At 41.9% G+C, this 23,770-nt stretch carries 23 protein-coding genes and 2 pseudogenes; 15 read left to right on the top strand and 10 right to left on the bottom strand.

Annotation, left to right across the window (positions count from 1 at the left end):
• Positions 1-249: 249 nt before the first annotated feature.
• Entirely contained in the window at positions 250-1,365 is a 1,116-nt protein-coding gene (asd, locus tag R7E29_RS02855) for an aspartate-semialdehyde dehydrogenase (protein ID WP_005380727.1), read from the top strand.
• 57 nt (positions 1,366-1,422) lie between these two features.
• Here the strand turns inward: asd and R7E29_RS02850 are convergent, their stop codons facing one another.
• Both R7E29_RS02850 and R7E29_RS02845 read right to left on the bottom strand, forming a co-directional pair.
• Positions 1,423-2,286, bottom strand: a complete 864-nt coding sequence (locus tag R7E29_RS02850) for an ion transporter (protein WP_005380728.1) — start codon at positions 2,284-2,286, stop codon at positions 1,423-1,425.
• 35 nt (positions 2,287-2,321) lie between these two features.
• Positions 2,322-2,960 carry a YchE family NAAT transporter gene (locus R7E29_RS02845; RefSeq protein WP_005380729.1) on the bottom strand — a complete coding sequence of 213 codons (639 nt, stop codon included), beginning with the start codon at positions 2,958-2,960 and terminating at the stop codon, positions 2,322-2,324.
• Between the two features lie 650 nt (positions 2,961-3,610).
• Between R7E29_RS02845 and adhE the strand changes: the two genes are divergently transcribed.
• Positions 3,611-6,313 (top strand): bifunctional acetaldehyde-CoA/alcohol dehydrogenase, encoded by a 2,703-nt coding sequence (gene adhE / locus R7E29_RS02840; RefSeq protein WP_005380731.1) that lies wholly within the window; start codon positions 3,611-3,613, stop codon positions 6,311-6,313.
• A 142-nt stretch (positions 6,314-6,455) separates the two neighbouring features.
• On the opposite strand, the gene R7E29_RS02835 is transcribed toward adhE, so the two are convergent.
• The 3 genes from R7E29_RS02835 to sodB all read right to left on the bottom strand — a co-directional run bounded on the left by R7E29_RS02835 (position 6,456) and on the right by sodB (position 8,576).
• Complete coding sequence (locus R7E29_RS02835) at positions 6,456-7,199, bottom strand: SDR family oxidoreductase (protein WP_053304187.1); 744 nt, start codon at positions 7,197-7,199, stop codon at positions 6,456-6,458.
• A gap of 134 nt (positions 7,200-7,333) precedes the next feature.
• Positions 7,334-7,837 carry a VC2046/SO_2500 family protein gene (locus R7E29_RS02830; protein WP_033907342.1) on the bottom strand — a complete coding sequence of 168 codons (504 nt, stop codon included), beginning with the start codon at positions 7,835-7,837 and terminating at the stop codon, positions 7,334-7,336.
• Between the two features lie 154 nt (positions 7,838-7,991).
• A complete protein-coding gene (gene sodB / locus R7E29_RS02825) occupies positions 7,992-8,576 on the bottom strand; it encodes a superoxide dismutase [Fe] (RefSeq protein WP_005396533.1) in 585 nt (194 codons plus the stop codon).
• A 285-nt stretch (positions 8,577-8,861) separates the two neighbouring features.
• Here sodB and R7E29_RS02820 point away from each other — a divergent pair, with 285 nt between their 5' ends.
• Positions 8,862-9,197, top strand: coding sequence for a Grx4 family monothiol glutaredoxin (locus R7E29_RS02820; RefSeq protein WP_017635833.1), 336 nt, complete (start codon positions 8,862-8,864; stop codon positions 9,195-9,197).
• A 245-nt stretch (positions 9,198-9,442) separates the two neighbouring features.
• Here the strand turns inward: R7E29_RS02820 and R7E29_RS02815 are convergent, their stop codons facing one another.
• Entirely contained in the window at positions 9,443-10,465 is a 1,023-nt protein-coding gene (locus R7E29_RS02815; protein WP_318082394.1) for a tyrosine-type recombinase/integrase, read from the bottom strand.
• 295 nt (positions 10,466-10,760) lie between these two features.
• Between R7E29_RS02815 and R7E29_RS23055 the strand changes: the two are divergent.
• The 5 genes and pseudogenes from R7E29_RS23055 to R7E29_RS02795 all read left to right on the top strand — a co-directional run.
• Positions 10,761-11,411: pseudogene (locus R7E29_RS23055) on the top strand (class I SAM-dependent DNA methyltransferase); the annotation flags it as partial.
• 258 nt (positions 11,412-11,669) lie between these two features.
• Complete coding sequence (locus R7E29_RS23050; protein WP_411054261.1) at positions 11,670-12,458, top strand: hypothetical protein; 789 nt, start codon at positions 11,670-11,672, stop codon at positions 12,456-12,458.
• Positions 12,448-14,760, top strand: coding sequence for a sensor histidine kinase (locus tag R7E29_RS02805; RefSeq protein ID WP_318082392.1), 2,313 nt, complete (start codon positions 12,448-12,450; stop codon positions 14,758-14,760). The genes R7E29_RS23050 and R7E29_RS02805 overlap by 11 nt, the downstream gene beginning before the upstream one ends.
• Positions 14,747-15,913 (top strand): hypothetical protein, encoded by a 1,167-nt coding sequence (locus R7E29_RS02800; protein WP_267421242.1) that lies wholly within the window; start codon positions 14,747-14,749, stop codon positions 15,911-15,913. The genes R7E29_RS02805 and R7E29_RS02800 overlap by 14 nt, the downstream gene beginning before the upstream one ends.
• The gene (locus R7E29_RS02795) at positions 15,903-16,646 is read left to right on the top strand and encodes a hypothetical protein (protein WP_267421241.1); all 744 of its coding nucleotides are present in this window, start codon (positions 15,903-15,905) and stop codon (positions 16,644-16,646) included. The genes R7E29_RS02800 and R7E29_RS02795 overlap by 11 nt, the downstream gene beginning before the upstream one ends.
• A 67-nt stretch (positions 16,647-16,713) precedes the next feature.
• On the opposite strand, the gene R7E29_RS02790 is transcribed toward R7E29_RS02795, so the two are convergent.
• Together R7E29_RS02790 and R7E29_RS02785 are read right to left on the bottom strand one after the other, a co-directional pair.
• The gene (locus R7E29_RS02790) at positions 16,714-18,522 is read right to left on the bottom strand and encodes a DUF4365 domain-containing protein (protein WP_318082390.1); all 1,809 of its coding nucleotides are present in this window, start codon (positions 18,520-18,522) and stop codon (positions 16,714-16,716) included.
• The gene (locus tag R7E29_RS02785; RefSeq protein ID WP_318082389.1) at positions 18,523-19,149 is read right to left on the bottom strand and encodes a phage repressor protein CI; all 627 of its coding nucleotides are present in this window, start codon (positions 19,147-19,149) and stop codon (positions 18,523-18,525) included.
• 90 nt (positions 19,150-19,239) lie between these two features.
• Between R7E29_RS02785 and R7E29_RS02780 the strand changes: the two genes are divergently transcribed.
• From R7E29_RS02780 to R7E29_RS02750, 7 genes are all read left to right on the top strand, one after another.
• Positions 19,240-19,452: a hypothetical protein gene (locus R7E29_RS02780; RefSeq protein WP_045607456.1), complete on the top strand. Its 213-nt coding sequence runs from the start codon at positions 19,240-19,242 to the stop codon at positions 19,450-19,452.
• Positions 19,453-19,566: 114 nt separating this feature from the next.
• Positions 19,567-20,106 (top strand): phage regulatory CII family protein, encoded by a 540-nt coding sequence (locus R7E29_RS02775; protein ID WP_318082387.1) that lies wholly within the window; start codon positions 19,567-19,569, stop codon positions 20,104-20,106.
• A gap of 28 nt (positions 20,107-20,134) precedes the next feature.
• The gene (locus R7E29_RS02770) at positions 20,135-20,335 is read left to right on the top strand and encodes a hypothetical protein (RefSeq protein ID WP_318082385.1); all 201 of its coding nucleotides are present in this window, start codon (positions 20,135-20,137) and stop codon (positions 20,333-20,335) included.
• Positions 20,335-20,562, top strand: a complete 228-nt coding sequence (locus R7E29_RS02765) for a hypothetical protein (RefSeq protein WP_193269371.1) — start codon at positions 20,335-20,337, stop codon at positions 20,560-20,562. The genes R7E29_RS02770 and R7E29_RS02765 overlap by 1 nt, the downstream gene beginning before the upstream one ends.
• Positions 20,559-20,795 carry a hypothetical protein gene (locus R7E29_RS02760; protein WP_025517534.1) on the top strand — a complete coding sequence of 79 codons (237 nt, stop codon included), beginning with the start codon at positions 20,559-20,561 and terminating at the stop codon, positions 20,793-20,795. The genes R7E29_RS02765 and R7E29_RS02760 overlap by 4 nt, the downstream gene beginning before the upstream one ends.
• Positions 20,796-20,800: 5 nt before the next feature.
• On the top strand, positions 20,801-22,681 hold the full coding sequence (locus R7E29_RS02755; protein WP_318082384.1) for a replication endonuclease: 1,881 nt from the start codon (positions 20,801-20,803) through the stop codon (positions 22,679-22,681).
• A gap of 127 nt (positions 22,682-22,808) precedes the next feature.
• On the top strand, positions 22,809-23,027 hold the full coding sequence (locus R7E29_RS02750; RefSeq protein ID WP_025517538.1) for a hypothetical protein: 219 nt from the start codon (positions 22,809-22,811) through the stop codon (positions 23,025-23,027).
• Here the strand turns inward: R7E29_RS02750 and R7E29_RS02745 are convergent.
• Together R7E29_RS02745 and R7E29_RS02740 are read right to left on the bottom strand one after the other, a co-directional pair.
• Positions 23,022-23,273, bottom strand: coding sequence for an ogr/Delta-like zinc finger family protein (locus R7E29_RS02745; RefSeq protein ID WP_234499374.1), 252 nt, complete (start codon positions 23,271-23,273; stop codon positions 23,022-23,024). The two genes, R7E29_RS02750 and R7E29_RS02745, sit on opposite strands and share 6 nt — an antisense overlap.
• A 65-nt stretch (positions 23,274-23,338) precedes the next feature.
• Positions 23,339-23,770 (bottom strand): annotated as a pseudogene (locus R7E29_RS02740) (phage portal protein); the annotation flags it as partial.

Genomic DNA, 23,770 nt, shown 5'->3' with positions numbered 1-23,770 from the left:
TGTAATGTGAAATTATTGTGCTTCATGTGTTATTTTCTCATTGAGTGGTAAGACCAATTAGGGGACTAAAGTGCTTTCCCTACTTGAAAAATGGTTAAAACCGCAAACCAAACACTAAAAAATCTCGTGTAACCCGGTTTTTCAGAGGAAAAGGTTAAAAAACGCGCTTATTTACAAAATAGGGGTTGAGATTTTGCTGTGAAAAATTAACTATGGGGTAGGTTTTTTAATACATGGAGAGTTAATACGATGAGAGTTGGTTTAGTTGGTTGGCGCGGTATGGTTGGTTCAGTCCTTATGCAGCGTATGGTTGAAGAGAAAGACTTCGACCTAATCGAACCAGTATTCTACAGTACTTCTCAAGTTGGTATTCCTGCTCCTAACTTAGGAAAAGACGCAGGCTTACTGCAAGACGCGTATGATATTGAAAGCTTAAAACAGCTTGATGCGGTAATCACCTGTCAAGGTGGTAGCTACACAGAAAAAGTTTTCCCTGCACTTCGTCAGGCTGGTTGGAAAGGCTACTGGATTGACGCGGCCTCTACGCTACGTATGGCTGAAGATTCGATCATCACACTTGATCCAGTGAACTTAAAGCAAATCCAACAAGGCATCCACGGTGGCACGAACACATTTGTCGGTGGTAACTGTACGGTTAGTTTAATGCTAATGGGGCTAGGTGGTCTATTTGAGAAAGGCCTTGTTGAGTGGACAAGCGCAATGACTTACCAAGCCGCATCTGGTGCTGGTGCGCAAAATATGCGTGAATTGATCTCGCAAATGGGCGTTATCAATGACTCTGTGAGCTCTGAACTTGCAAACCCATCAAGCTCTATCCTAGATATTGATAAGAAAGTTGCGGATACAATGCGCAGCGGCTCTTTCCCTACCGATAAATTCGGTGTGCCACTAGCTGGTTCGTTGATCCCATGGATCGATGTGAAGCGCGATAATGGTCAGAGTAAAGAAGAGTGGAAAGCGGGCGCCGAGGCGAATAAAATTTTGGGTTCTCAAAGTTCACCTGTCCCAATTGACGGTACTTGTGTGCGTATTGGCGCGATGCGTTGTCACTCTCAAGCACTTACTATCAAGCTTAAACAAAATGTACCAATGGACGAAATCGAAGAAATCATCGCCACTCATAACGATTGGGTGAAAGTGATTCCTAACGACCGTGACATCACTGCTCAAGAGCTAACACCGGCAAAAGTTACGGGCACAATGTCTGTACCAGTGGGTCGTCTACGTAAGATGGCAATGGGTGATGATTTCCTAAATGCTTTCACTGTTGGTGACCAACTGCTTTGGGGTGCTGCGGAGCCGTTGCGTCGTACTCTGCGAATTATTCTGTCTGAGAAAGCATAATCACATCAATCCTTTATTTGATGACAAAATAAAAGAGCTCCTTAGGGAGCTCTTTTTTCATGCGTCGTCTTCCGTTCGAACGACTCTTTTGTCTGGATCGGCCAGTTCACTACCACAATGTTTACAGTAAATTGCGTCAGAGTCGTGCCCTGCGTGGGAGCAGTTTGGGCATTTCACCAATACTTTGTGCGATTGCATCTCTTGGTGCAGTTCGGCAGTGAAAATACCTGTAGGTACCGCCAAAATGGAATAACCCAGTAACATGGTGAGTGATGCAAGCCCTTTACCTAGGTCTGTTTGGGGGACCAAGTCACCATACCCAACCGTTGTGATGGTCACGATCGCCCAATAAATACTTTTAGGAATGCTAGTAAATCCGTTTTCAGGTCCTTCAATGATAAAAATCAACGAGCCGAAAATCGTTACCATAATGGCGACGGAACTAAAGAAGATAAAAATCTTTCTGCGCGCCATAAGCAGTGAACGTAAGAGGATATTGGACTCTTGGAGGTATCGGACTAACTTGAGTATGCGGAATATTCGCATCACTCGCAGCGCCCTGATCACACCCATAAACGAAGCGGATGGGAAGAAGAGTGCTAAATAAGTGGGCAAAATCGCAAGTAAATCGACGACACCATAAAAACTCTTTGCGTAGGCGGCAGGTTTGGGGGAGCAATAAAGCCTTAGAAGGTATTCAATCGTGAATAGGCCAGTAAATGTGTATTCAATAAACTTCAGCTCTTTTTCCCACTCGGCCCGAACGGAGGGTATCGAATCTAACACCAGTACGATTAACGAACTGATGATCGCGATAATGAGAGCAATATCGAACGTTTTACCAGCTTTGGTATGAGTACCAAAAATGGTGACATATAGAGTATGTTTAAGAGAGTCAGTCGTCATGACAAAGCGATCCATTGTTGAATCGCTCTATCATACAATTTTATAGAAACTCAGGCTAATCCTGGAAATAAGTTGCGTAAGCCATTCGCAATGAACTCTATGCCAAGCGCGCCCAATATCAAACCCATGATACGAGTAATGACGTTGATTCCAGTTTGACCTAAAAATCGTACGATCAATGGGGCAGAACGGAATAATAGCCATGAACAAAGGCAGAACAAACCAATCGTAATACTAATGCCCACGGTATCGAACATGCTTGGGTAGCGTGCACCATAAACAATAGTCGAACTGATTGCACCAGGACCTGCCATTAAAGGCATTGCAAGAGGGACCACACCAATCTGTTCACGACTGACGTATTCCGTTTTCTCTTGTTTGTTCTGCTTATCTTCCCCCAGTTTACCGCTCATCATCGAGAATGCGATGCTAAGTAATAGCAACCCGCCAGCGACACGAAACGAATCCAGAGAAATACTGAACATGTCTAACAGTAACTGACCAGCAAAAAGCGAAATGATCAGGATGATCGCAACAGCCACATTTGCTGTTGTTGCCGTATTGCGCTTTTCGTCGGGTGTCATATGCCCGGTTAGTGACACAAACACAGGCATGATACCAACAGGGTTTACTGCGGCGACCAAACCGAGAAAAAACTGCAAGAAGATAGCAAGTTCAAAAGTTTGCATGTTGCTTACTCATCAAAGTTCACATTAGTGAAAAGGAGAAGGGGTAATTTGGGCGTAATGTAAGGCAAAAGTTAGGTTGTAAGAAATGAAAAAAACTAACGCATTCCCTGCCATTTAAGTGAGAAAAACTAATTCTTTAATAAACTGTATCTAATCTGGAAAGGAAATGTTACCTATAAAGTTGCTGATAAATTGCACTGTTTTACATAAACGTTAACATTCGCACATTTTTGATAAAAACCAAGGTGGTTTGTAGAGAGATGTATTCGGTTCGATATACTCTCAGTAGCACAAAGAATTGGGCCTACATGTAATTTTGTTGGTCAAAAATGAAACTTTTTTACAGGTTGTTGTAGTTTCTTTTATTTATTTGTCCATTTGCTTCTTTTTTACTCAATAAAAAATGAAAGTTAATTTATTTGTTTATCAGTGATTTATGTCATTTTGGTGTGATGAGGCACCACTTTGGTAGTATTTAGGTGGTGAGAACTGATCCAAGTCAATTTTTTTCACACTCTGAAATATTATACTCAGTCCTGAAAGCAATTTACTAAGACGTTTGTTTTCTAAGTGACTGATAAACAGTAAAAACGATAAGTAATAGCCTTAGTAAAAAGTTTTTAATATTTGTTAATTTTAGGAGATTCCCTATGCCTGTAACTAATATGGCTGAACTAGATGCAATGGTTGCTCGCGTTAAGAAAGCGCAAGAAGAGTTCGCTACTTACTCTCAAGAGCAAGTAGATAAAATCTTTCGTGCAGCATCGCTTGCAGCTAACCAGGCCCGTATCCCGCTAGCTCAACAAGCGGTAGAAGAATCTGGTATGGGTATTGTTGAAGATAAAGTAATCAAGAACCACTTCGCTTCTGAGTTTATCTACAACAAATACAAAGACGAACAAACGTGTGGCATCTTAGAAGAGGATGACAACCTAGGTACTATGACTATCGCTGAGCCTGTAGGCATCATCTGCGGTATCGTACCAACGACTAACCCAACTTCTACAGCGATCTTCAAATCTCTAATCTCTTTGAAGACTCGTAACGGTATCATCTTCTCACCACACCCACGTGCGAAAAACTCAACTAACGATGCAGCTAAACTCGTTCTAGATGCAGCAGTAGCAGCAGGCGCACCAAAAGACATCATCGGTTGGATCGACCAGCCTTCTGTTGAGCTTTCAAACGCTCTAATGAAACACGATGACATCGCGCTTATCCTTGCAACTGGTGGTCCTGGCATGGTTAAAGCCGCTTACTCTTCTGGTAAGCCAGCAATCGGTGTAGGTGCAGGTAACGTTCCGGTTGTTATCGATGAAACAGCAGACATCAAACGTGCTGTTGCTTCTATCCTTATGTCTAAGACTTTCGACAACGGTGTAGTATGTGCTTCTGAGCAAGCTGCAATCGTAGTTGATGAAGTATACGACGAAGTGAAAGAGCGTTTTGCTTCTCACAAAGCTTATGTCCTAAGCAAAGCAGAAGCTGATAAAGTTCGTAAAGTGCTTCTTATCGATGGCGCGCTAAACGCGAAAATCGTAGGTCAGCCAGCAGCAGCAATCGCTGAAATGGCAGGCGTTAAAGTTCCAGCAGACACTAAAGTTCTTGTTGGTGAAGGTCTGGGCAAAGTATCTCACGATGACGCATTCGCTCACGAGAAACTATCTCCAACTCTAGGTCTATTCCGTGCTGACAACTTCGAAGATGCGGTTGCTCAAGCGGTAACTATGGTTGAGATTGGTGGTATCGGCCACACATCTGGTCTTTACACTAACCAAGATACTAACGCTGATCGTATCCGTTACTTCGGTGACAAGATGAAGACAGCTCGTATCCTAATCAACATCCCGACTACTCACGGCGGTATCGGTGACTTGTACAACTTCAACGTTGCGCCATCTCTAACGCTAGGTTGTGGTTCTTGGGGTGGTAACTCTATCTCTGAGAACGTAGGTCCTAAACACCTAATCAACAAGAAAACTGTAGCGAAGCGAGCTGAAAACATGTTGTGGCATAAACTACCTAAGTCAATCTACTTCCGTCGTGGTAGCCTTCCAATCGCGCTTGGCGACCTAGAAGGTAAGAAACGTGCATTCCTAGTAACTGACCGTTTCCTATTCAACAACGGTTACGCAGATGACGTAGTAAGCCTACTGAAAGCTCAAGGCATGGAAGTTCAAACATTCTTCGATGTTGAAGCTGACCCAACACTGTCTGTAGTAGAAAAAGGTGCGGCTCAAATGGCTAGCTACCAACCTGACGTTATCCTAGCGCTAGGCGGTGGTTCACCAATGGATGCAGCGAAAATCATGTGGGTAATGTACGAACACCCAGAAACTCACTTTGAAGAACTAGCAATGCGCTTTATGGACATCCGTAAACGTATCTACAAGTTCCCTAAAATGGGTAAAAAAGCTGAGCTTGTATGTATCACTACAACTTCAGGTACTGGCTCAGAAGTTACGCCATTCGCGGTTGTTACTGACGACAAGACTGGTGCGAAATACCCACTAGCTGACTACGAAATCACGCCAAACATGGCAATCGTTGATGCGAACCTAGTAATGAACATGCCTAAGTCTCTAACAGCATTTGGTGGTTACGATGCAGTAACTCACGCTCTAGAAGCTTACGTATCAGTTCTTGCTAACGAATACTCAGATGGCCAAGCTCTTCAAGCACTTAAGATGCTAAAAGAGTACCTACCATCAAGCTATGCGAACGGTGCAAATGACCCAATCGCTCGTGAGAAAGTACACAACGCAGCTACTATCGCTGGTGTTGCATTTGCGAACGCATTCCTAGGTGTTTGTCACTCAATGGCTCACAAACTGGGTGCTGAGTTCCACTTGCCACACGGCCTAGCTAACGCACTACTTATCTCTAACGTGGTACGTTACAACGCGAACGACAATCCAACTAAACAAACTGCGTTCTCTCAATACGACCGTCCACAAGCACGTCGTCGTTACGCTGAAGTTGCTGACCACCTAGGCCTAAGCCAAGAAGGTGACCGTACTGCTCAGAAGATTGAACGTCTACTAGCATGGTTGGATGAACTAAAAGTTAACCTAGACATCCCAATGTCTATCCAAGCGGCAGGTGTTGCTGAATCAGATTTCGTAGCGAAACTGGATGAGCTAGCGGTAGAAGCGTTCGATGACCAATGTACTGGTGCGAACCCACGTTACCCTCTAATCAGCGAACTTAAAGATGTGTTGATGGCTTCTTACTACGGTAAAGCATTTGTTGAAGGCGAAACTTTCGAAGGTACAACTGTTATCAAGAAGAAAGCAGACCAAGAAGCAGCAAAAGCAGCACCTAAAGCAAAGAAAGAAAAAGCTGACGCGTAATTAAAAAATCGAGTGAGCAAGGTTTTCGCTAGCACGGAACCTTAATCGGGAAAAGGTTAAAGCCCCAGTCAAATGACTGGGGCTTTTTTATTTTGGTGCAGGAGTTACATCTGGCTTGGGAAAACAGAGTTGCTGTGTATGCTTACACTTCGGTCGCAACTACTCGGCCACTGAAGTATTCATTCGCGACGATGTATGCTGTGTTGCGGACTAGTTCGTCTTGGATCTCAGCCCAGTGCCTCTCGTTGAGATCTTCTTTTGTATGATTTACCGAGGGAATAACGCCGCCCACTCGAATGTTGAATGGTGTGAGTTCTTTTGCCCAGCTGTGAGTAAAACCTGACACCAACGCCGCCATGCTTTCAACTCCCGTAAAGTCTTCATGGTTGTCATGAGAAATGACGTTAACAATGACGCCTTTCTTGTTTCTGGCTCGAAAGCGCTCTGCTCCTACTTGGCCGTAGGTATAAAGGAAGCGTGCCGCAGACGACAAGTGATCAATGTAAGTACTCATTGGTTCTGGCGCCATTAAGCCAGGCATAGGGGAGCTGGTCCAGCAATTAACAATCACATCTGGTGTCGCACGTAGCTGTGATTCTATCTGGTCAAACAATAAGTTAATGGACGTTGTGTTATCACTACACACATTCATCGCATACACTTTGTCAGTGAAAGCGCTGATTTGCTCATAGCTCGCTCTCAAAGCGCTAGAATTTTGGTCACAAAGAATCAACGTTGCTCCAAGATGAGCAAAGTGATTTGCACAGGTTCTTCCTATAACCGAACCTGCAGACGTGACGAGAATAATTGATTCTTTGATATCCATAGCACCTTCACTGTATCCATATGTGAAAAACAATACACCAGTGGTTTGTGCTAATAGCATGGTTGAAATTCGTTGGGTTCAGTGTGAAAGGCTTCAAACTAACGCTTTCGAGTGAGGACTATTGTGCGGTAATTTGTAAGACGTCACATTTCTGACGTGTAGGTATTGCAAGCTATTGGATAAAAAGCGGATCTCTATGCTTTAGCTTGAATTTGATGCTGACGTTGAGCCGTCACTAGCTGATTATATAGCCCAGCATCTGGGATCAGTTGTTTGTTGCGTTCGCCCAATCTGCGTCGCTCATGACCAGATAGGTTGTGATAAACCTCCTCTGGTAGGTTGAATGTGTCTTCTGGCAGGTAAGTCAGCGCATCTGGTTTTAGGTAATGGCTCAGCTTTGCGGAAGGCAATCCTGCATCGTGAAACTGTTTCGCTTGTTCAGCTGCGAGTTCATAGCTGCTGCTATCAGAACGAAGAGCTTGAGGTTGCGATAAACCCAATTGTTGGCGAAGAATACTGTCACTGGTGATGACTTCCTGGACCTCTTCAACTGGGACCACATCGCGAACATCATTAGAGAACATAGACAGAATCAGCGAGAAATCCGCACGACGACCTTCGTGTACGGCATGGTTAATACCATTACCGAACTGAAGTTCGTTGATAATTGCAGCTTTGTCTAACGTATGAATTTGCATGATGTTCCTCGCTCGATGCTCTTTTAACGGCGTGGATAAGAAAAACTTTAGTAAAAGAGGGAATTATTTAAAGGTGCTAGGGAAGGCGAAACAAAAAAGCCCGCTAAATAGCGAGCTTTTGAATAAGACTAAATTGAACTTAGGGGGAAGTATATTACTTCGCTAGGTTCTCAGCTACGAAGTCCCAGTTTACTAGAGCCCAGAAGCCGTTCATGTAATCAGGACGTACGTTGCGGTAATCGATGTAGTACGCGTGTTCCCATAGGTCAACAGTTAGAAGTGGTGTTGTACCTTCTTCTGTTAGAGGAGTAGCAGCGTTAGAAGTGTTAACGATCTCTAGAGAGCCGTCAGCTTTCTTAACCAGCCAAGTCCATGAAGAACCGAAGTTGTTGATTGCTGAATCAGTAAACTTCGCTTTGAATTCTTCAAAAGAACCGAATGCTGCGTTGATTGCGTCTGCAACTGCGCCAGTTGGCTCGCCGCCCGCATTTGGAGCAAGACAGTGCCAGTAGAACGTGTGGTTCCAGATTTGCGCTGCGTTGTTGAATACGCCACCAGTAGAAGTCTTGATGATCTCTTCTAGAGTTTTGCCTTCGAACTCAGTACCAGGGATAAGACCGTTAAGCTTAACAACGTAAGTGTTGTGGTGCTTACCGTGGTGGTAGTCTAAAGTCTCTGCTGAGATGTGTGGTTCTAGTGCGTCTTTCGCGTAAGGAAGAGCTGGTAGTTCAAATGCCATTACTCGATTCTCCATTGATTTGAAAGGATGACCTTTCGATTGCTTCCAGTGTTTTTTTATAGCTATGTCGCCTTTAAGGCTGACTTGGTAAGTATTTTAGCAAGTTTTTACTTTATTAAAACCCCGATATGAAAATATTTTAAGAGGTTAGCAGTGGTGAAGTGCTGCATTGCTCGCCAATGAGCAACCTAAAATTAAGCCTTATTAATTATATGGTTTTTATTCTGTCGTTATTGAGTAGAATGTGGCAAATAAATAAAGTTCAAACCCATGAATGAGGAAGCGATGGAAACTATCGACAAAATCAAACAGCAGATCTCTGAAAACTCAATCCTGCTGTACATGAAAGGATCACCGAAACTACCTAGCTGTGGTTTCTCTTCTCAAGCGTCACAGGCACTAATGGCATGTGGTGAGAAGTTCGCTTACGTAGACATTCTGCAAAACCCAGATATCCGTGCTGAGTTACCAAAGTACGCGCAATGGCCAACTTTCCCTCAACTATGGGTTGAAGGTGAGCTTATCGGCGGTTGTGACATTATTCTAGAAATGTTCCAAAAAGGTGAACTGCAGCCTCTAATCAAAGAAGCAGCAGCGCGCGCTGAAGATCAAGCTGAGTAATTCGTAAATACTCACATTTAGCGATAGAATACGAAGGAGCCGTACTGGCTCCTTTTTCTTTTTAGGTTAGTGGAATGAACATAAAGCTTTATTATGTCCGGTAATGTCTCTAACCCTCGTGAACCCTCGTGAAGCCTTGTAAACCCTTGTCCTACCTAGTGTATTCAAAATGTATTGTCCGAAATTTAACGCAGAATAACGCTTAATTACGATGTGTGTCGCCATTTTGTCGCCACTTATGTCGGCTAGATATCTAGTGCTGTAAGAGGGTTAAACCTCACCGCATCACTCAAATGGTTTGGGGAAAAGTGCGCATAAATCATCGTGTGATCGATGTGTTGATGGCCGAGGATTTCCTTCAATACAAGAATGTTGCCGCCATTCGTCATAAAGTGGCTTGCGAAGGTATGGCGAAGAACGTGAGTGGCTTGACCCTCGGGCAGATGGGGAAGGGCGATCGTTAGCCACTTATACACCACGTTGTAACTACAGGTGAACAGGCGATCATTGGTCGGCTTATATATCTGGTGATATAACTCTTCAGAAATAGGCACCGTCCGGTTGCGTTTGCCTTTGGTATTACTGTAAGTGATCCGGTACTTCGCCAAGTTAGAACCTTTTAAAAATATTGCTTCCCGTACGCGTGCACCGGTCGCCAAACAAACCTTGTACACCTTAATCAGTTCGTCACCAATTGGGCTTTGTCTCGCTACTTTAAACAAGTGGTGAATTTCTTGCTCGGTTAGGAACGCCAGCTCGGATTGAGGCTTTTTAATTGCCTCGATACCATCAGCCGGATTCGGCAATTTCCACTCACCAAGTTTAATCAGCCTATTGAACATGGCTTTGAGCAAACCGAAATCCACATTGTTAGAAGCGATAGACAGGTCTTTGTGTTGTTTCCCTCGGCCTTTGTTTGAGCGAGTCGCTCTGTAGACCGCGAGTTGCTGTGCATTGAGATGTGAAGCGATAGGGTTGTTTAAATCTGAAACCATACTTTCTAGGCGAAGGCGCGTATGGTCACCGGATTTTAGATTCTTGCCATGCAACCTAAACCACAATGCAACTAGCTCAGACAAACGGCGATGATCAGGTTTAGCACCGAGCCAGGGCTTATCTTCTACTTCTCGCATGGTGAACCTTTCGAAAGTAGCAGCTTCACCTTTAGTAGCGAACCTCTTACGAACGCGCTTACCTACTCGACCGTTTGGGTAGCATTCACAAAGCCAAGGTTTCTTTGAACCGTCTTTTAAGTTGCGGATAGACATGGATAAACTACAATTAACTGTGATTATATACAGTATAAACGTAAGTGAACGCTGAACAATGTTTAATATCGCAATTAAAGCACATGCCGCTAGTTTGGGATTTTTGATTATATTTGACAGGATTTGGATAATTACATTGAGTGAGGTGTTATGTATCTATATGATTTTTATAAGTATGTATACGTGATGCTCTCGATGGGAGTTAGATAAATCTATTCATTTGATGCACGACATAGGTTAATATCCTATATAAGAAATCTTATAAGTTGACCACTTAGATGAGCGAGTACATGAACTAATGCTTAACCCACATTCTTTAACTAAAAAAAGAGAGCTGGGTGCTTACTACACACCACCTGAACTTAGCCAAGTTTTAACGGACTGGGCTATTGTGCGTTCTGACGAGGATATTTTAGAACCTAGCTTTGGGGGGTGTGGGTTCTTTGACAGCAGTATAAAAACACTAAGACGTCTTGGTTGCCCGTCTCCAGAGAAACAATTGTATGGTGTGGATATCGACCAGCATGCATTTGGCATCTTAAGTGAAAAATTTGGACATATGGTTGAAACTGTAAATCGATTTATTAAGAAAGATTTCATTACAGTTCATCCAACAGACTTTTTAGTTCAACAATTCGATGTTGTATTAGGAAATCCTCCATATGTTTCAATGCACAATATGACAGAGAAACAAAGAGAAACGTGTGAGACGGTTCTACGTGATTCTCCATTCTCTAGCGTAACTATGGGACGCAACGCGAGTCTTTGGGCATTTTTCCTACTGCACTCATTGAGTTTTCTGAAGGAAGGTGGGCGAGTTGCGTGGGTTCTACCAAGTAGCTTGCTACATGCTGACTACGCTAAAAGGTTATTGGAAATTCATCAGCTACATTTTCAGAATGTAAAAGTATTAAAACTTGCCGAGCGCTTTTTCAAAGAAGAAGGTGCCAAAGAAACATCAGTTATTCTAATTGCAGACAGCTTTAGTACAGAGCCATTGGTAGATACGAATTTTTCAGTAGCCGCAGTAGAGAACGTTGAAGATCTTAAGCGGGCAATTGAAGGTGATTTGCAAACTACAGAAGCAGGAATTGATGGCTATAAGTTAGACCTGGTCAGCCAAGATGCTAAAAATGCTTATTTGCAGCTATTGGAATCTGAGCATTCTAAGCCAATTGGCTATTATGCTGATATCAAAATAGGCATGGTAACTGGTGCAAATAAATACTTTGTTGTTAATCAGGCAACGGTAAATGAACATAACTTGCCAGAGGATGTGCTACAGCCAGTTATTGGACGCTTTTCATCTCTGACTGGCGTGACGCACGACATCAGAAAACAAAGACGTATTCAGCGAGAAGGGCACAGAGCCTATTTAGTTTGTCCTTCAGAAGAGCAAATGCAAGATCCAAATAATCCTGTTAGTGCTTATTTAAACCAAATTACGTTAGAAGAAAGGAACAAAAATAGAACTTTCGAAAAACGTCCAAATTGGTTTGCGCCGGGGTATGGCATCGATGGGATAGTAGCTGATTGCTTTCTATCTTATATGATTCATTTGGGACCAAGAATGGTAGTCAACAAGGCTAAGGTGAATTGTACTAACTCCATTCATAAAGTTATTTTCCGAGAAAATACGCCAGCAAAAGTAAAGCAGGCATTTGCTTTAACGTTGCTTTCTACTTATTCGCAGTTTTCGGCAGAGGTTGAAGGTAGAGCTTATAGCTCTGGTGTACTTAAGATTGAACCGTCAGCTGGTAGAAATATAAAGGTATTATTTACTCCTGACTGTGTTGAAGATTTGTTAGGCATTAAAGCTGATGTTGAAAAAGAAATTCAATGTGAAAACCCTATTAAGGTCGCTGAATTAGTAGATGGTGTTCTTATCCAGCATGGATTGATTACAATTAAACAACGTGCTTGCTTATTAGATGGTGTTAATGTCTTAAGAAGAGAGCGTTATAAAGGTGTTAGGAGTTTTAATGACCAATAAATCTCAACTAAGAAAAGAACTTCTTGATTTAATAAGTAATAACGATGATGAGAAATTAGAATATGGAAAAATTCTAGAAGTTGCTGCAGAACTATCAACATATGATGAAGAAAATGCAAGATTTTCTGTTGATGGTAATTTAGTTAAACGCTTAGGGGAACAATTAGTAGCCAAGAAAACAACTGCTTTAAGCGAGCTGATTAAAAACTGCTATGATGCAGAGGCTAGTAAAGTTGAAGTAATATTTGAAAATACTGATCAACCAGGTGGAACCATTACAATTGCAGATAATGGCCATGGTATGACAAGAGAAGCATTAATCAATGGCTTTATGAAGATTAGTACTTCAGACAAAGAAGATAACCCTGTTTCTCCAAATTACGAAAGAGCAAGAGCTGGACGAAAGGGCATTGGTAGATTCGCGGCTCAGAAAATTGGGAACTACCTAACAATAATTACTCGCACGAGTGCAGATGAACCTTACTTAGTCGTAGATTTTGATTGGCAGGAGTACAAGTCAAAATCTAATTTATTGTCTATCGGAAATAAAATAAGAACGAGTGAAGATGATTATGGGTTCGAGAATGGAACTAAATTAATTATTTCAGGAACTAAAGAAGTGTGGAGTGAAACTAACCAGTCCACTGCATTTAAATATATTAGTTCTGTAATAAAAAATACGCCTACTACCTTAGGATCTGGCTTAGTAGACCCTGGCTTTTCACCAACTTTCTACGCGAAGTTACCAATATCTGACGAATTATTACCTATAGTTTCTGATGATGTTGAGTTCTTAAATGAAGCCACAGCTTATATTCAAGCCTCTATTACTAATGAAGGGTATGTAGAAGTCAAAATTAAAGGATTGAAAGATTTTGAATTAAATGAAACATATATATTAAAGCAAATAAAATCAGATGTTCTAAAGTCAGCGAAGTTCACTTTTGGCGCGCATTATTTCACTATGGGTATCGGAGCCTCAAAATATCTATTTACTTACTTGAATGAAAATGGAGGTGTAAAACTATACAGGAATGGTTTCTATGTCGCGCCATATGGTAGTAGGTTTGATGACTGGCTAGGTTTAGATGATTCAAGTAGGAGAAGGAGAATATTACCCCCACATGCAAACACCAACTTTGTAGGTGGTATAGATATAACAGATATAAACGGTACTCTATTTGATGAAACATCTGCGCGTGAAGGTTTAATTGAAAATAAGTATTTTGAAGAGTTGCGAAGAACAGCTTACGATATTATAGCAAATGCTGTAAGTCGTATAGCATCTGCTCAGGGGAAAAAAGTTACCGCAAGTCAGAAAACTGGTTTCAAAAAGAAAGAACCGACCATCGAAGAGAAGCTTGAAGAGTCTCGGGAAAAACTCAAAGCGACTGCCGAACAAATTTCTAATAATGTAAAAGAAGATGCACTGACAAGTTTATTTGAAGATGAGAATACAAATAGCTTTGTAACTCCAGAGTTAAAAGTAGCTCTCGAAGAAGGGTTGGCAGAACAAGAAGTATATATAAAGGAACTTATAGATGAAAAAAACATGTATAGAGTACTTTCATCTTCCGGTCTAGCGATCGGTGAGTTTACACATGAAATACAATTATATCTAAACGCGTTAACCTTGAATGGTAAACAGCTTCGAAGAGCGGTATCTGATAATGACATTGCATTGAAATCGGCAAGAAAAATAGAGTCTAATATAGAAATGCTTGTATCGTATACAGATTTTTTTACCGATACCATAAGGAATAACTCTCAGAGAGCTAAAGAAGTATTGGAAATACGAGAAGTATCTAAAACTTTTTTCGATGCTATGCAACCAACTTTAAACCGTCGAGCCTATGAACTAATAACGAACTTTGATGGGGATGATTTTTGGACAATTCCTATGCATATTTCAGAGTTGTCTTCAGTTTTTATTAATTTATTCACAAATGCTTGTAAGGCTATTGTCCGAGCCAATCAACCGAAAGGTAAAATAAAAGTTACAGTGAGAACTGCGGATGACGCACATATTCTTCACTTTGAAGATAATGGTGATGGCATACCTAAAGAAAATTGGGGTAAAGTATTTGGTGCTTTATTTACGACAGAGCTTTCAAAAGGCGCATATGTCAAAGATGGACACCAACTAAGAGGAATGGGATTAGGGTTGACTATTACCCAAAGTATAGTTGACGGTTTTGATGGTGATATTTCTGTGATAGAACCATCTGAAGGTTATAGCACCTGTATTCAAGTAATTATTCCTAAAGCAAAAGAAGATGAGATTCCAGATGATGCCTATTAAATATTTATATGTCGATGATGATGAAACTGAGAAGTTGGAAGAGTTAATAACTGAACTAGAATTTCATGCAGGCGGCCAGCTAGAAATCACTCATACACAAACTCGCCCAATGAAGGACATTCAAAAAATGTTTTCTGAAGGCGGTTTTGATGGCTTAATGATTGATCAGAAGCTGGACGCTGCTAATGAAAATGGAGTTGTTGCAGGTTACTGGGGAACATCATTAGCGCAAGACTGCAGAACGGAAATGATTGGAAACCAAATGGTAGTAGCTCCCATCGTATTGTTCTCAAATGAAGACGTATATGTAAAATATTTTGATAAAGACCAAAGTGCTCATAATTTATTTGATTTTACGGTTGGGAAAACAAAAGTATCGAAGAGCGAAAGCTATGCACATCAAGCTAGTCATATACTGATTGGGCTAGCCACTTCTTATAAGATAGCTAAAGAGAATGTGAATCCTAAAATAGGTTCAAATGCAAAAATTCAAGAAATACTAGAACCTCTTTTGAACTGGAATGACAGTGTATACAAATATTGCGATAAACGATTTGTAGAGTACGCTGAATCCAAGTTGGAAGATATTCATACGCTCATTTCTTTAATCTTACACAACTTAGTAAGAAGTGCTGGAATGTTGGTTACTGAGTCAATGTTAGCAACACGACTTGGTGTAGATATTAATCGCTCAGAAGGGTGGGAAGAATTTAAAACTCTACTAGAAGATTGTAAATATAAAGGTGTATTTTCGTCTTTAAAAGATCGTTGGTGGTTCTCTTCGATAGAGGATTGGTGGTATGACAATGAAATTAACGATCTACCATTAAGAGGTTTAACAGCCACTCAACGAGTTGAATCAATCATAGAAGCCACTGGATGTAGTGGTTTAACTCCTCTGGTACCAAAATACACCAATGGAACTCAAAGTGAGAAGTATTGGGTAAATTGCATTGTTTCTGATACGCCGTTAGACATATGTGATGCCATCCTGGTGAGTAAACCTGATCTTATGTCATGGGAACAACCTATTTACTTGGATCCGCAGGTTACTCATGACAGGGAATATGATAGGGATAAATACCCAGTTCACAAAGATTACCAAGATAAAGTGATCCCTCTATACGAAAGGTTGACTAAAGATGGCGACTAAAGCAGAAACAATCGAAGGTGTTAGAAAATTAATATCAATTATTGATTCATCTAGCAGTCAAATTGTTGAAAGCACAGCACCTCTATATCAATTAATTAATGTTCTTGAACGAACAAATTCAAGCCGAGGGCTTCGCTACACTCTTGATAGCTTGAAGTTTGTGAATGTTTCTGAACAACAGTTTATATGCCGTGATACTTGGAAAGCGGGTTCTTTAGACGTGAGGCTTCATGTAAGCGTTAGTTTAATGCCGAATTTAGATTTTGAGTTTGGAAATGTAAATGAGTCGGTCATAGAGATCACTTATGAAGCGATCAATAATTCAGACAAAATTGCTCGAGGAGCGTGGCATTTAGATTGTCATGGACATCATAGTGGTGTACCTGACTTTATTCATCCGAGTAACCATATTCATCACGGTGGTCGTAAGGTCAAAGACAATACGCAAGATTACGGCGAATTAGTGTTATTGGATGCTCCAAGGCTGATGCATCCACCTTTGGATATATTTCTTGCCTTTGATTTTCTTCTGACTAACTTTATTGAACGTAGAATATGGCAAAGTTTTCGGGAAGACACTCGATATAAGGAACTAATCAAGTTAGCTCAGGTGAAATGGTGGCAAAAATACTATCAGCAAATTGCCGATTATTGGAATCACCAAACTAGCGGGAAAGATGATGTTGAAAAGCGACAAACAGCGCAACTGGCTATCCCTTATTTATACATTTAGTTATCATGGGGAGGTTAGCGATTCCAAATCTCCCGATCCCTACTCGGAGGACTTCAAACGTTGTTTATCATTTCCAAGGTGAATTCCCTTCAAAGTAAATCTCTCCGTTGATTGTTAGGTATTCTTGAGGGGCCAACACAACACAATCGATCTTTATCAGATAGTCATATACCGATTCCGTAATCCTATTCTCATTTCTCATAAGAACCTCTTCGGTTGAAACATCGAATCTAGGTTTTAAACAAATGCATAACTCTAAGACATCTGAGTTTAGTTCTGATTCTTGTAAAAACACCTCAACAGGCATTGAATCTATTAGGTTGTTTCGAACTAGTTCAGTTATGCCCGATGTAATATCTTTGTCAGATAATAAACTACAGCTATTAAAGTAAAAGTGGATAAGCAATTGCCTCTCCGCCTGAAGAAGTGGAAGCCCCACATCATGGTCAGTTGGCATGCACAGTAAAGGCTGTGTTGACTCATTTTGGTTTAGGTGGAAGCTTGACATGATTGATTCTTCGATAGCGTGTTCGCCAGGCTTTCCGATTAAAGGGCCTGTATATGATGAGAGTTGTTCCTTTACACTTGCTACGTCATATTCAGCCCAGCTTGTCGGTAAGAACATACCACCACTTTCTGGGTTAAAGAGAGGATTACAAATAATGCCACTCATCAAATTGTCATCCTTCTCTAAGATATTGAACACCAAATTCAACTCTTTTAGCATGATTTTAATTGAAGGAATTTCACTCTCTAAACACTGCCATGGAGTAAAGCTTTTCTCGACCTGTGCCCTAAAGTTCTTACTATGTTGAGAAACTAAATATGGTGGGTTGCACAGTGCGTATGTTTGTATCGCCGACTTTTTAGATGGCGATATAGAAAAATAGCCTTGAACGCTTCTGGATCTTCTTGCTACTTGGCGACAAAAGTTACTGGGTATGGAAAATGCGAAATCATAGTCATTATAGGTTTTCCCGTGAAAAAGGCTGTAACATGACCAGCCTGTGAGTGTCTTACTCCAAATGTTATGGTCAACAAAATCATCAGCATTAGCATCAGTTAGCAATACTGGGGAAATGATGAAAGATACCCATTGTTCGGGTTCATGAGATATTCTTGACGACTCAATTAGTTGCTCCAACTCATTAAAAAAGCAATCTAAGCTTTGAGTGCTGGATTTTACTTTACAAACCTCAATCGAGTCTGGGTGTAGTGATGAAATAGCGCTAAACCAACCTGGTAAATCCTGAAATAACCTCTGGCCAAAAGGGATTACGGACATGTTTTCAGGGGGGGATAGTTCGGTAATTCCATTTATTCCAGCCGTTTTTAAAGCTCTATACTCTGGCATTAAAACAGGAATTACATCGCATCTAAACTCAGGCTGATTTAACATTAACATTTTTGAATAAAATGCAGCAATGGAAGATTCTAGCCTAGCTTTGCTGTCTTTGAGTATATTGGGTTGAACCCTAAGAGAAACGGTTTCTCCTTTTAATTGTAATGATTTAGCTCTTACCGCTTGTGTTACATCAGACCAATAGAGTTGATCGTTATTATTGTCATATACAATCAAAATAACAGGGAAAAAACTTTGAGCCCACGATAGACAGGTAGACGATTTTATTGGGACACTAAACTCTCCCGAGCTTAATTGGGCCACTTGCCCCTTTTCTGAGTAAAAAGATTTTACTTGTGCCCGGAAATAGAGAGGAGTCTTTTTCTTGTTCGTAAATATGCTACAGGATAAGTCTTCGCCATAGTCAGAGGAGATTTTTTCAGAGGTCCATCCCCACTTAGTAAATTGTAAAGCTGCGCTTTGTTCACCAACTTCCCCCGCTACATGATTGTCATTTCTTTCCGGTGTATCCAACTACTTCCTCTCCATCACCAACGCAACTCTACCCACAACCCTTACTTCATCTTCCTCTACTGTCAGAGTGGAACCATTAAAGCTGATCGCTAGTTTCTTGCCTGGTAAGCGTTGGATTTCGTTCAGGGAGAATAGGCCATCCATATCTACTAGATATGTGCCACTTACTGCTTGATGAACTTCTTTATCGATAATGTATGTTGAGCCATCTTGCTCGACGCCCATCACATTAAGAACACCAAGTTTATCTAAGTACGCTTTGTCGAAAGGCAGTGTTTCATTGCCTTGGAGTTTGCCATTTACCAGTTTGAATACATCGATATCAAATAAAGTTCTCGATTCGTTCTTTTTGGTCAGATGATCTTGGGAGCTTTGTAAAGGGAACGGTTCACCTTCGCCCAGAGCTAAGTACTTTATAGATGCGCCAGTCCTCAAATGAAGTCTGATAATCACTTCGTAAGGTGTTAGACCTCTTTGGTGCCAAGTGGATATTGTTCCTTTTGACACACCGAGACACTCACCAAGCGACTTGAAGTCGTTGGTTTTTGTGACGAGCTTCATCCTTTCTGTTACATCTCGACCGCCGATGTACTCAAAAGAGGGTATTTGTTCTTGATATTCACTCATAAAAAGTCTACATTTTCACTCAACGGTTAACCGCGAGGTGCAACTCGCTTATCCGGTACAACACATTCAATAACCTACAAGGATAGCATTATGCTTTCATATCAAGTAGTCCTAAATACACCTTTCATGACATACGACCAATATTCCCAGTTCTCTGGTATGCCAAAACGTACCATCATGGATTGGGTGGCTGATGGTCGCTTACCTATTAAAACTAAAGCAAAAGGTAAAGAAACACCGCTTATCAACATGGTGGCGTTACTTGAAATTGCTACACGAGAAGCAATGGAAAACTTGGGGTAGGTGATCATGCGCTTATCTTCCTTAACTCCAACCAAAGAGCATTGTCCTTGGTGGCTAAACATCCTTGGTTGGGGTTTCGTTTTCGTACCGTATTTCTTCAATTGAGTATTCGCTATGAACGAAATTGACTCAATGTGCGAATTCCGTGGCTCTAAACAAAAGGCATTTAACGAAGCGTGTTGTGCATTTGCGAACTCGGAGAATATGACCAAGTTAGCAAAAGCCATAGGAATGAATGCCACTATGCTGCGCAATAAGCTCAACCCAGAGCAGCCGCACATTCTAACCAACGTAGAACTTGTGCTGATAACCAAAGCGAGTGGCAACTACACCATTCTTAATAGCCTTTTGCTTGGCCTTGGTGTGGTGATGGCGCATATCCCAAGTGAAGCGAGTGAAGAAACCTTCATCAAGCGGGCGCTCGAAAACGCGGTGCACTCTGGCGATCTATCTCGCATGGCGCTGGAACATAGCGGAAGCAGCCGCATTAGCCGTTCACACAAGCAAACCATCATCGACAAGGCGCATTGCAGTATCAGCAATCTGGTCGCGCTTATTTCTGATCTTGAAAGTCGCACAACGGGCATCACGCCATTACTAAGTATGAGCGTGGATTTCATCGCCAGTGGTGCACCGGTTCCTGGACTGAGTTAACTCCAGAGAATAGTAAGGATATTTCCACATGATAACGATTGAACTAAACACCCTAGAAGAAGCTTTACACATACAGAACGTTGCTGCGCTGAACATTAGCAAGTACCAACAGAACCCAGTCGAAGGGCAAGAGTGCCAGCAAAACTCAAACATTCGTCTTTGGCAAGATATTCGGCGACAAGCGGGTTTAGAAATGAAGGCCATCTCCGAGCGAGGGGATCGTGCCTAATGCAATACGTAGCTATTCGACTTTTTGGTGATGGTGCGATGAAGCGCCACAAACACACTCAAGAGCCAGAAACAACGGCGCTTGGAGATTTCGATTCGTTAGACGATGCCGTTAATCAAGCTTGCGAGCTACTTAACTGTAACCACATTCGCCACGGAGTTTTAAGCGAAGGTGAAGGGCTAGGCGGGTTTATCGTTGTAGATGCACAGGAGTTTGCTGAGATATGAGCATTCAAACCTTTACTGAACCCTGCCATTTACCTTGTCCGGATTTGCCGCATTACTCTTTGACAAAGGAAGACAAAGAACGTGGCCTTGTTTGGCTAGAGAAGGTACGAGCTGAGCTTGAAGCAAAACGAGCAACAACAGAAACAGAGCGTGAGCGACGCAAAAGAGTTTGGCTCACGAAACAAAAGCAAAAGTCTTTGCGTTTACCTAATCGTGTGGTGGCACGTTCTTAACTTTCATGAAGAAGAACAACATTAACCTAAACAATCCACTAAATCGACTCCCAAGCAATCTGCATCGGGAGTTGATTTCTTATCTGGATAATCAAAAAGGCACTTCCCAACTTTCTTTCGTGAATGGTGTATGGGTTCATGATGGAGAGCTAACACCTCGCGAACGAGTGTTTGAGTTTGCGTCTATGACCGCTAACAAGCTCAAGCTACCTTTCGATATCCGAAACTATATTGATAAAGCGGCCGCGAGCCGATTAAAAAAGTATGGCTTTAAGCGTGCAATCGAGTTTATTGAAAAGCGGAGCAGTGCGGTTGCATCTGCGTTTTCCGTGTTACCTGAAGCTTGGTGGAAAGTTGATAACGAAATCAAAAGAGCGAAATTGGCGGTTGAAATGGCTGGGCGCTGCGGAAACCGAGTCAGGCTCGCGTCAGAGCATGGGCTCTCACCAATTGAGACAATCTCATTTATCAATGAATTTACAGGCGCTTCTCTGTGGCTACCTCATTTCGCACATGTTGAGGATACCAACCAAGCATATTCAATGATTGTTAGGCTAATGGATGAAGCTTTTTGGCGCAGAGCTATTGGCCGTATTGTTGTTGCGGTATTTGAGAATGCTCGTCGTGCTGCTGGTATGGTTTCCCCACATAGCTCACCTTATGCTTCTAACTCTGCTTGTGAATGGTTAACTATTCGTCAAGACCGTCAACGAGAGTGGATTGAGTTGATGGCGATAGAGTCCGAAAGCGGGGACGTAGTTGACCTAAAAACAGTCATTGATTCGTCTCAAAGCAATCCTGCAAATCGTAGACATGAGCTAATGACGCGTATTGCTGGTTGCCAGGAATATGCAGAGAGCAATAATCATGTCGCAATCTTTGTCACCATGACCTCACCGAGCCGATTTCACAGGCTTAAACAACACGGTAAATACTGGATAGAAAACCCCAAGTTTGACGGTGCTAACCCTAAAGACGCACATTCTTGGCTAAGCCATGGCTGGAATTTGTTTAGAGCCTGGGCCGATTACCGTGAGCTGGTGTATTACGGTATGAGAGTAGTCGAGCCTCACCAAGATGGCACACCTCACTGGCATGGCGTATTTTTCATGCCGTTAGAGCACGTAAAGACGTTCATCGCAGGGCTTGAAGCGTATCAGTTTAGAGAGCCCAAAGACCTATATTTTGAAGACGGCACACCAAGAACCAAAGCGATGAAAGCGCGCTTTGATGCAAAGCTGATCGATAAATCTGCCGGAGGTGCCGTTGCTTATCTAGCCAAGTACATTTCTAAAAACGTTGATGGTTATGCCCTTGAAGGTGAAGTCGACCGAGACAATAAAAAAGCCAAGCTTCAAGAAACAGTAAAGAACGTCACCGCTTGGTCACGTACATTCTGCTTTCGTCAGTTCCAATTCCAGAAAACGCCGCCAGTGACCATTTGGCGAGAGCTTCGTCGTATCGATGAAGAGCAAGAATACTGCTTGTTCGAAAAGGCCAGAAGAGCGGCCGACTGCGGCTTCTTTTCTGCTTACATGGATTATATGGGCGGCCATCGTCTTAGATCGTCTGAGCGTCCAATCCGCTTAGTTACAAAAGAACGCGAAAACAAATACGGTGAAATTGTTACTGTCACTGATGGGGTGGAAGGTTCAGGTTTACTTGTTTATACACGAGAAACAGAATGGAAACTCATCAAGAAAGACTCCGACTTGTCGGAGGCTTCTGAAGGGAGCGGGAGCGACCGCCCTTGGTCCAGTGGCAATAACTGTAGAATTCCACCTAAAAGCCAAAAAATACTCGATAAGTACCTCCTGGAAATGGAGTTAGACCGGTCTGATCCCGCTTGGGAAAGCTTCATGAAAGAAGAAGGTGTACCAACTTAGATAAAAGAGCTCGGACGGTGAGCTTCTCCATATCAACTTTCGATACAGTGACATTGGCTGCAAAGAATGGGTAGAAAACTGTATGTATATACAGTATATTGGCGATGTAGTTGTTAAGGGTATTGATATGTCTAATAAAAACCAGTTATTCCAGAAAGCACTGGAGCTCATCATCGATGGAGTAGCATTAAGCACTGAAGCCGAAAGCCGTGCGCAGGTCGGTGCGTATTTGATGGGGTTAGTGGTCGCAGACAATCAAGGTAAACTCGATAACGACAAAGTAGAAGCCATTCAGATGATCATCCAAATGGCTGATGAAGTGGATAGTCCAGAGTTCAAGTTATAGCATTGAAAGTTGCTGCTTCAGCTCTTTTCTCTGATCTGGTGCTAGAGCTTTAACCAAGTTAAATGCCATCTGTGAAGTTGTCCTCGCAGAAGGGCTAAGCGTGTGGCTGTAAGACAAGTTCATCACAAATGTGTGCCCACACTCTGCATCACTACAAGAACAATATAAGTCTGTATAACCCGCAGATATACGGTTGGATTTTTGGATGCGGCTTTTACAACCACACTCCGGACACAATACTCTCATACAAGAACCTAACTTATTGACTGACCAAATAATGATACGTCAAAGGGCTGTGTTTTTGTACAGGTTTATGAGCTTTCTCCAAACGTAGTATCAAATTTAAAATGTAGATTTTTGATATTTTTTATCTCGGGATCGTTGTTAACTTCATCCATAATTAATTCGCATACGGGGATGATTTCGTCTTTCGCATATTCACTGCCAATTTTTACGGGATCACCTAGATTAGTCGTTCCCTGGGGAATGATTCCTGCTTTTCCTATAGGGAAGCGATGGCCTACGAGAATGTCTTGCGCAGTGATGTTTTTGATTCGCTCAAATTCATCTTTTGTCGCTATATCGCCCACTGGGATTAGCTGAATACCTTTTTCTGCACCGCCTGGAATATTAACAAACATACTTCTAAAGTTACCCACCCCTTTAGAGCTCGCGATTTTTTCCTTCAGCATTTGTTCGTCGTCATCACTAAGGTTTGGATCCGTGGCGTAAAAAATGAATCC

The sequence above is a fragment of the Vibrio sp. Vb1729 genome, from assembly GCF_033338655.1.
In the GTDB taxonomy this organism is placed as follows: Bacteria; Pseudomonadota; Gammaproteobacteria; order Enterobacterales; family Vibrionaceae; genus Vibrio; species Vibrio alginolyticus.
This window is presented reverse-complemented; position numbering and strand designations above follow the sequence as displayed.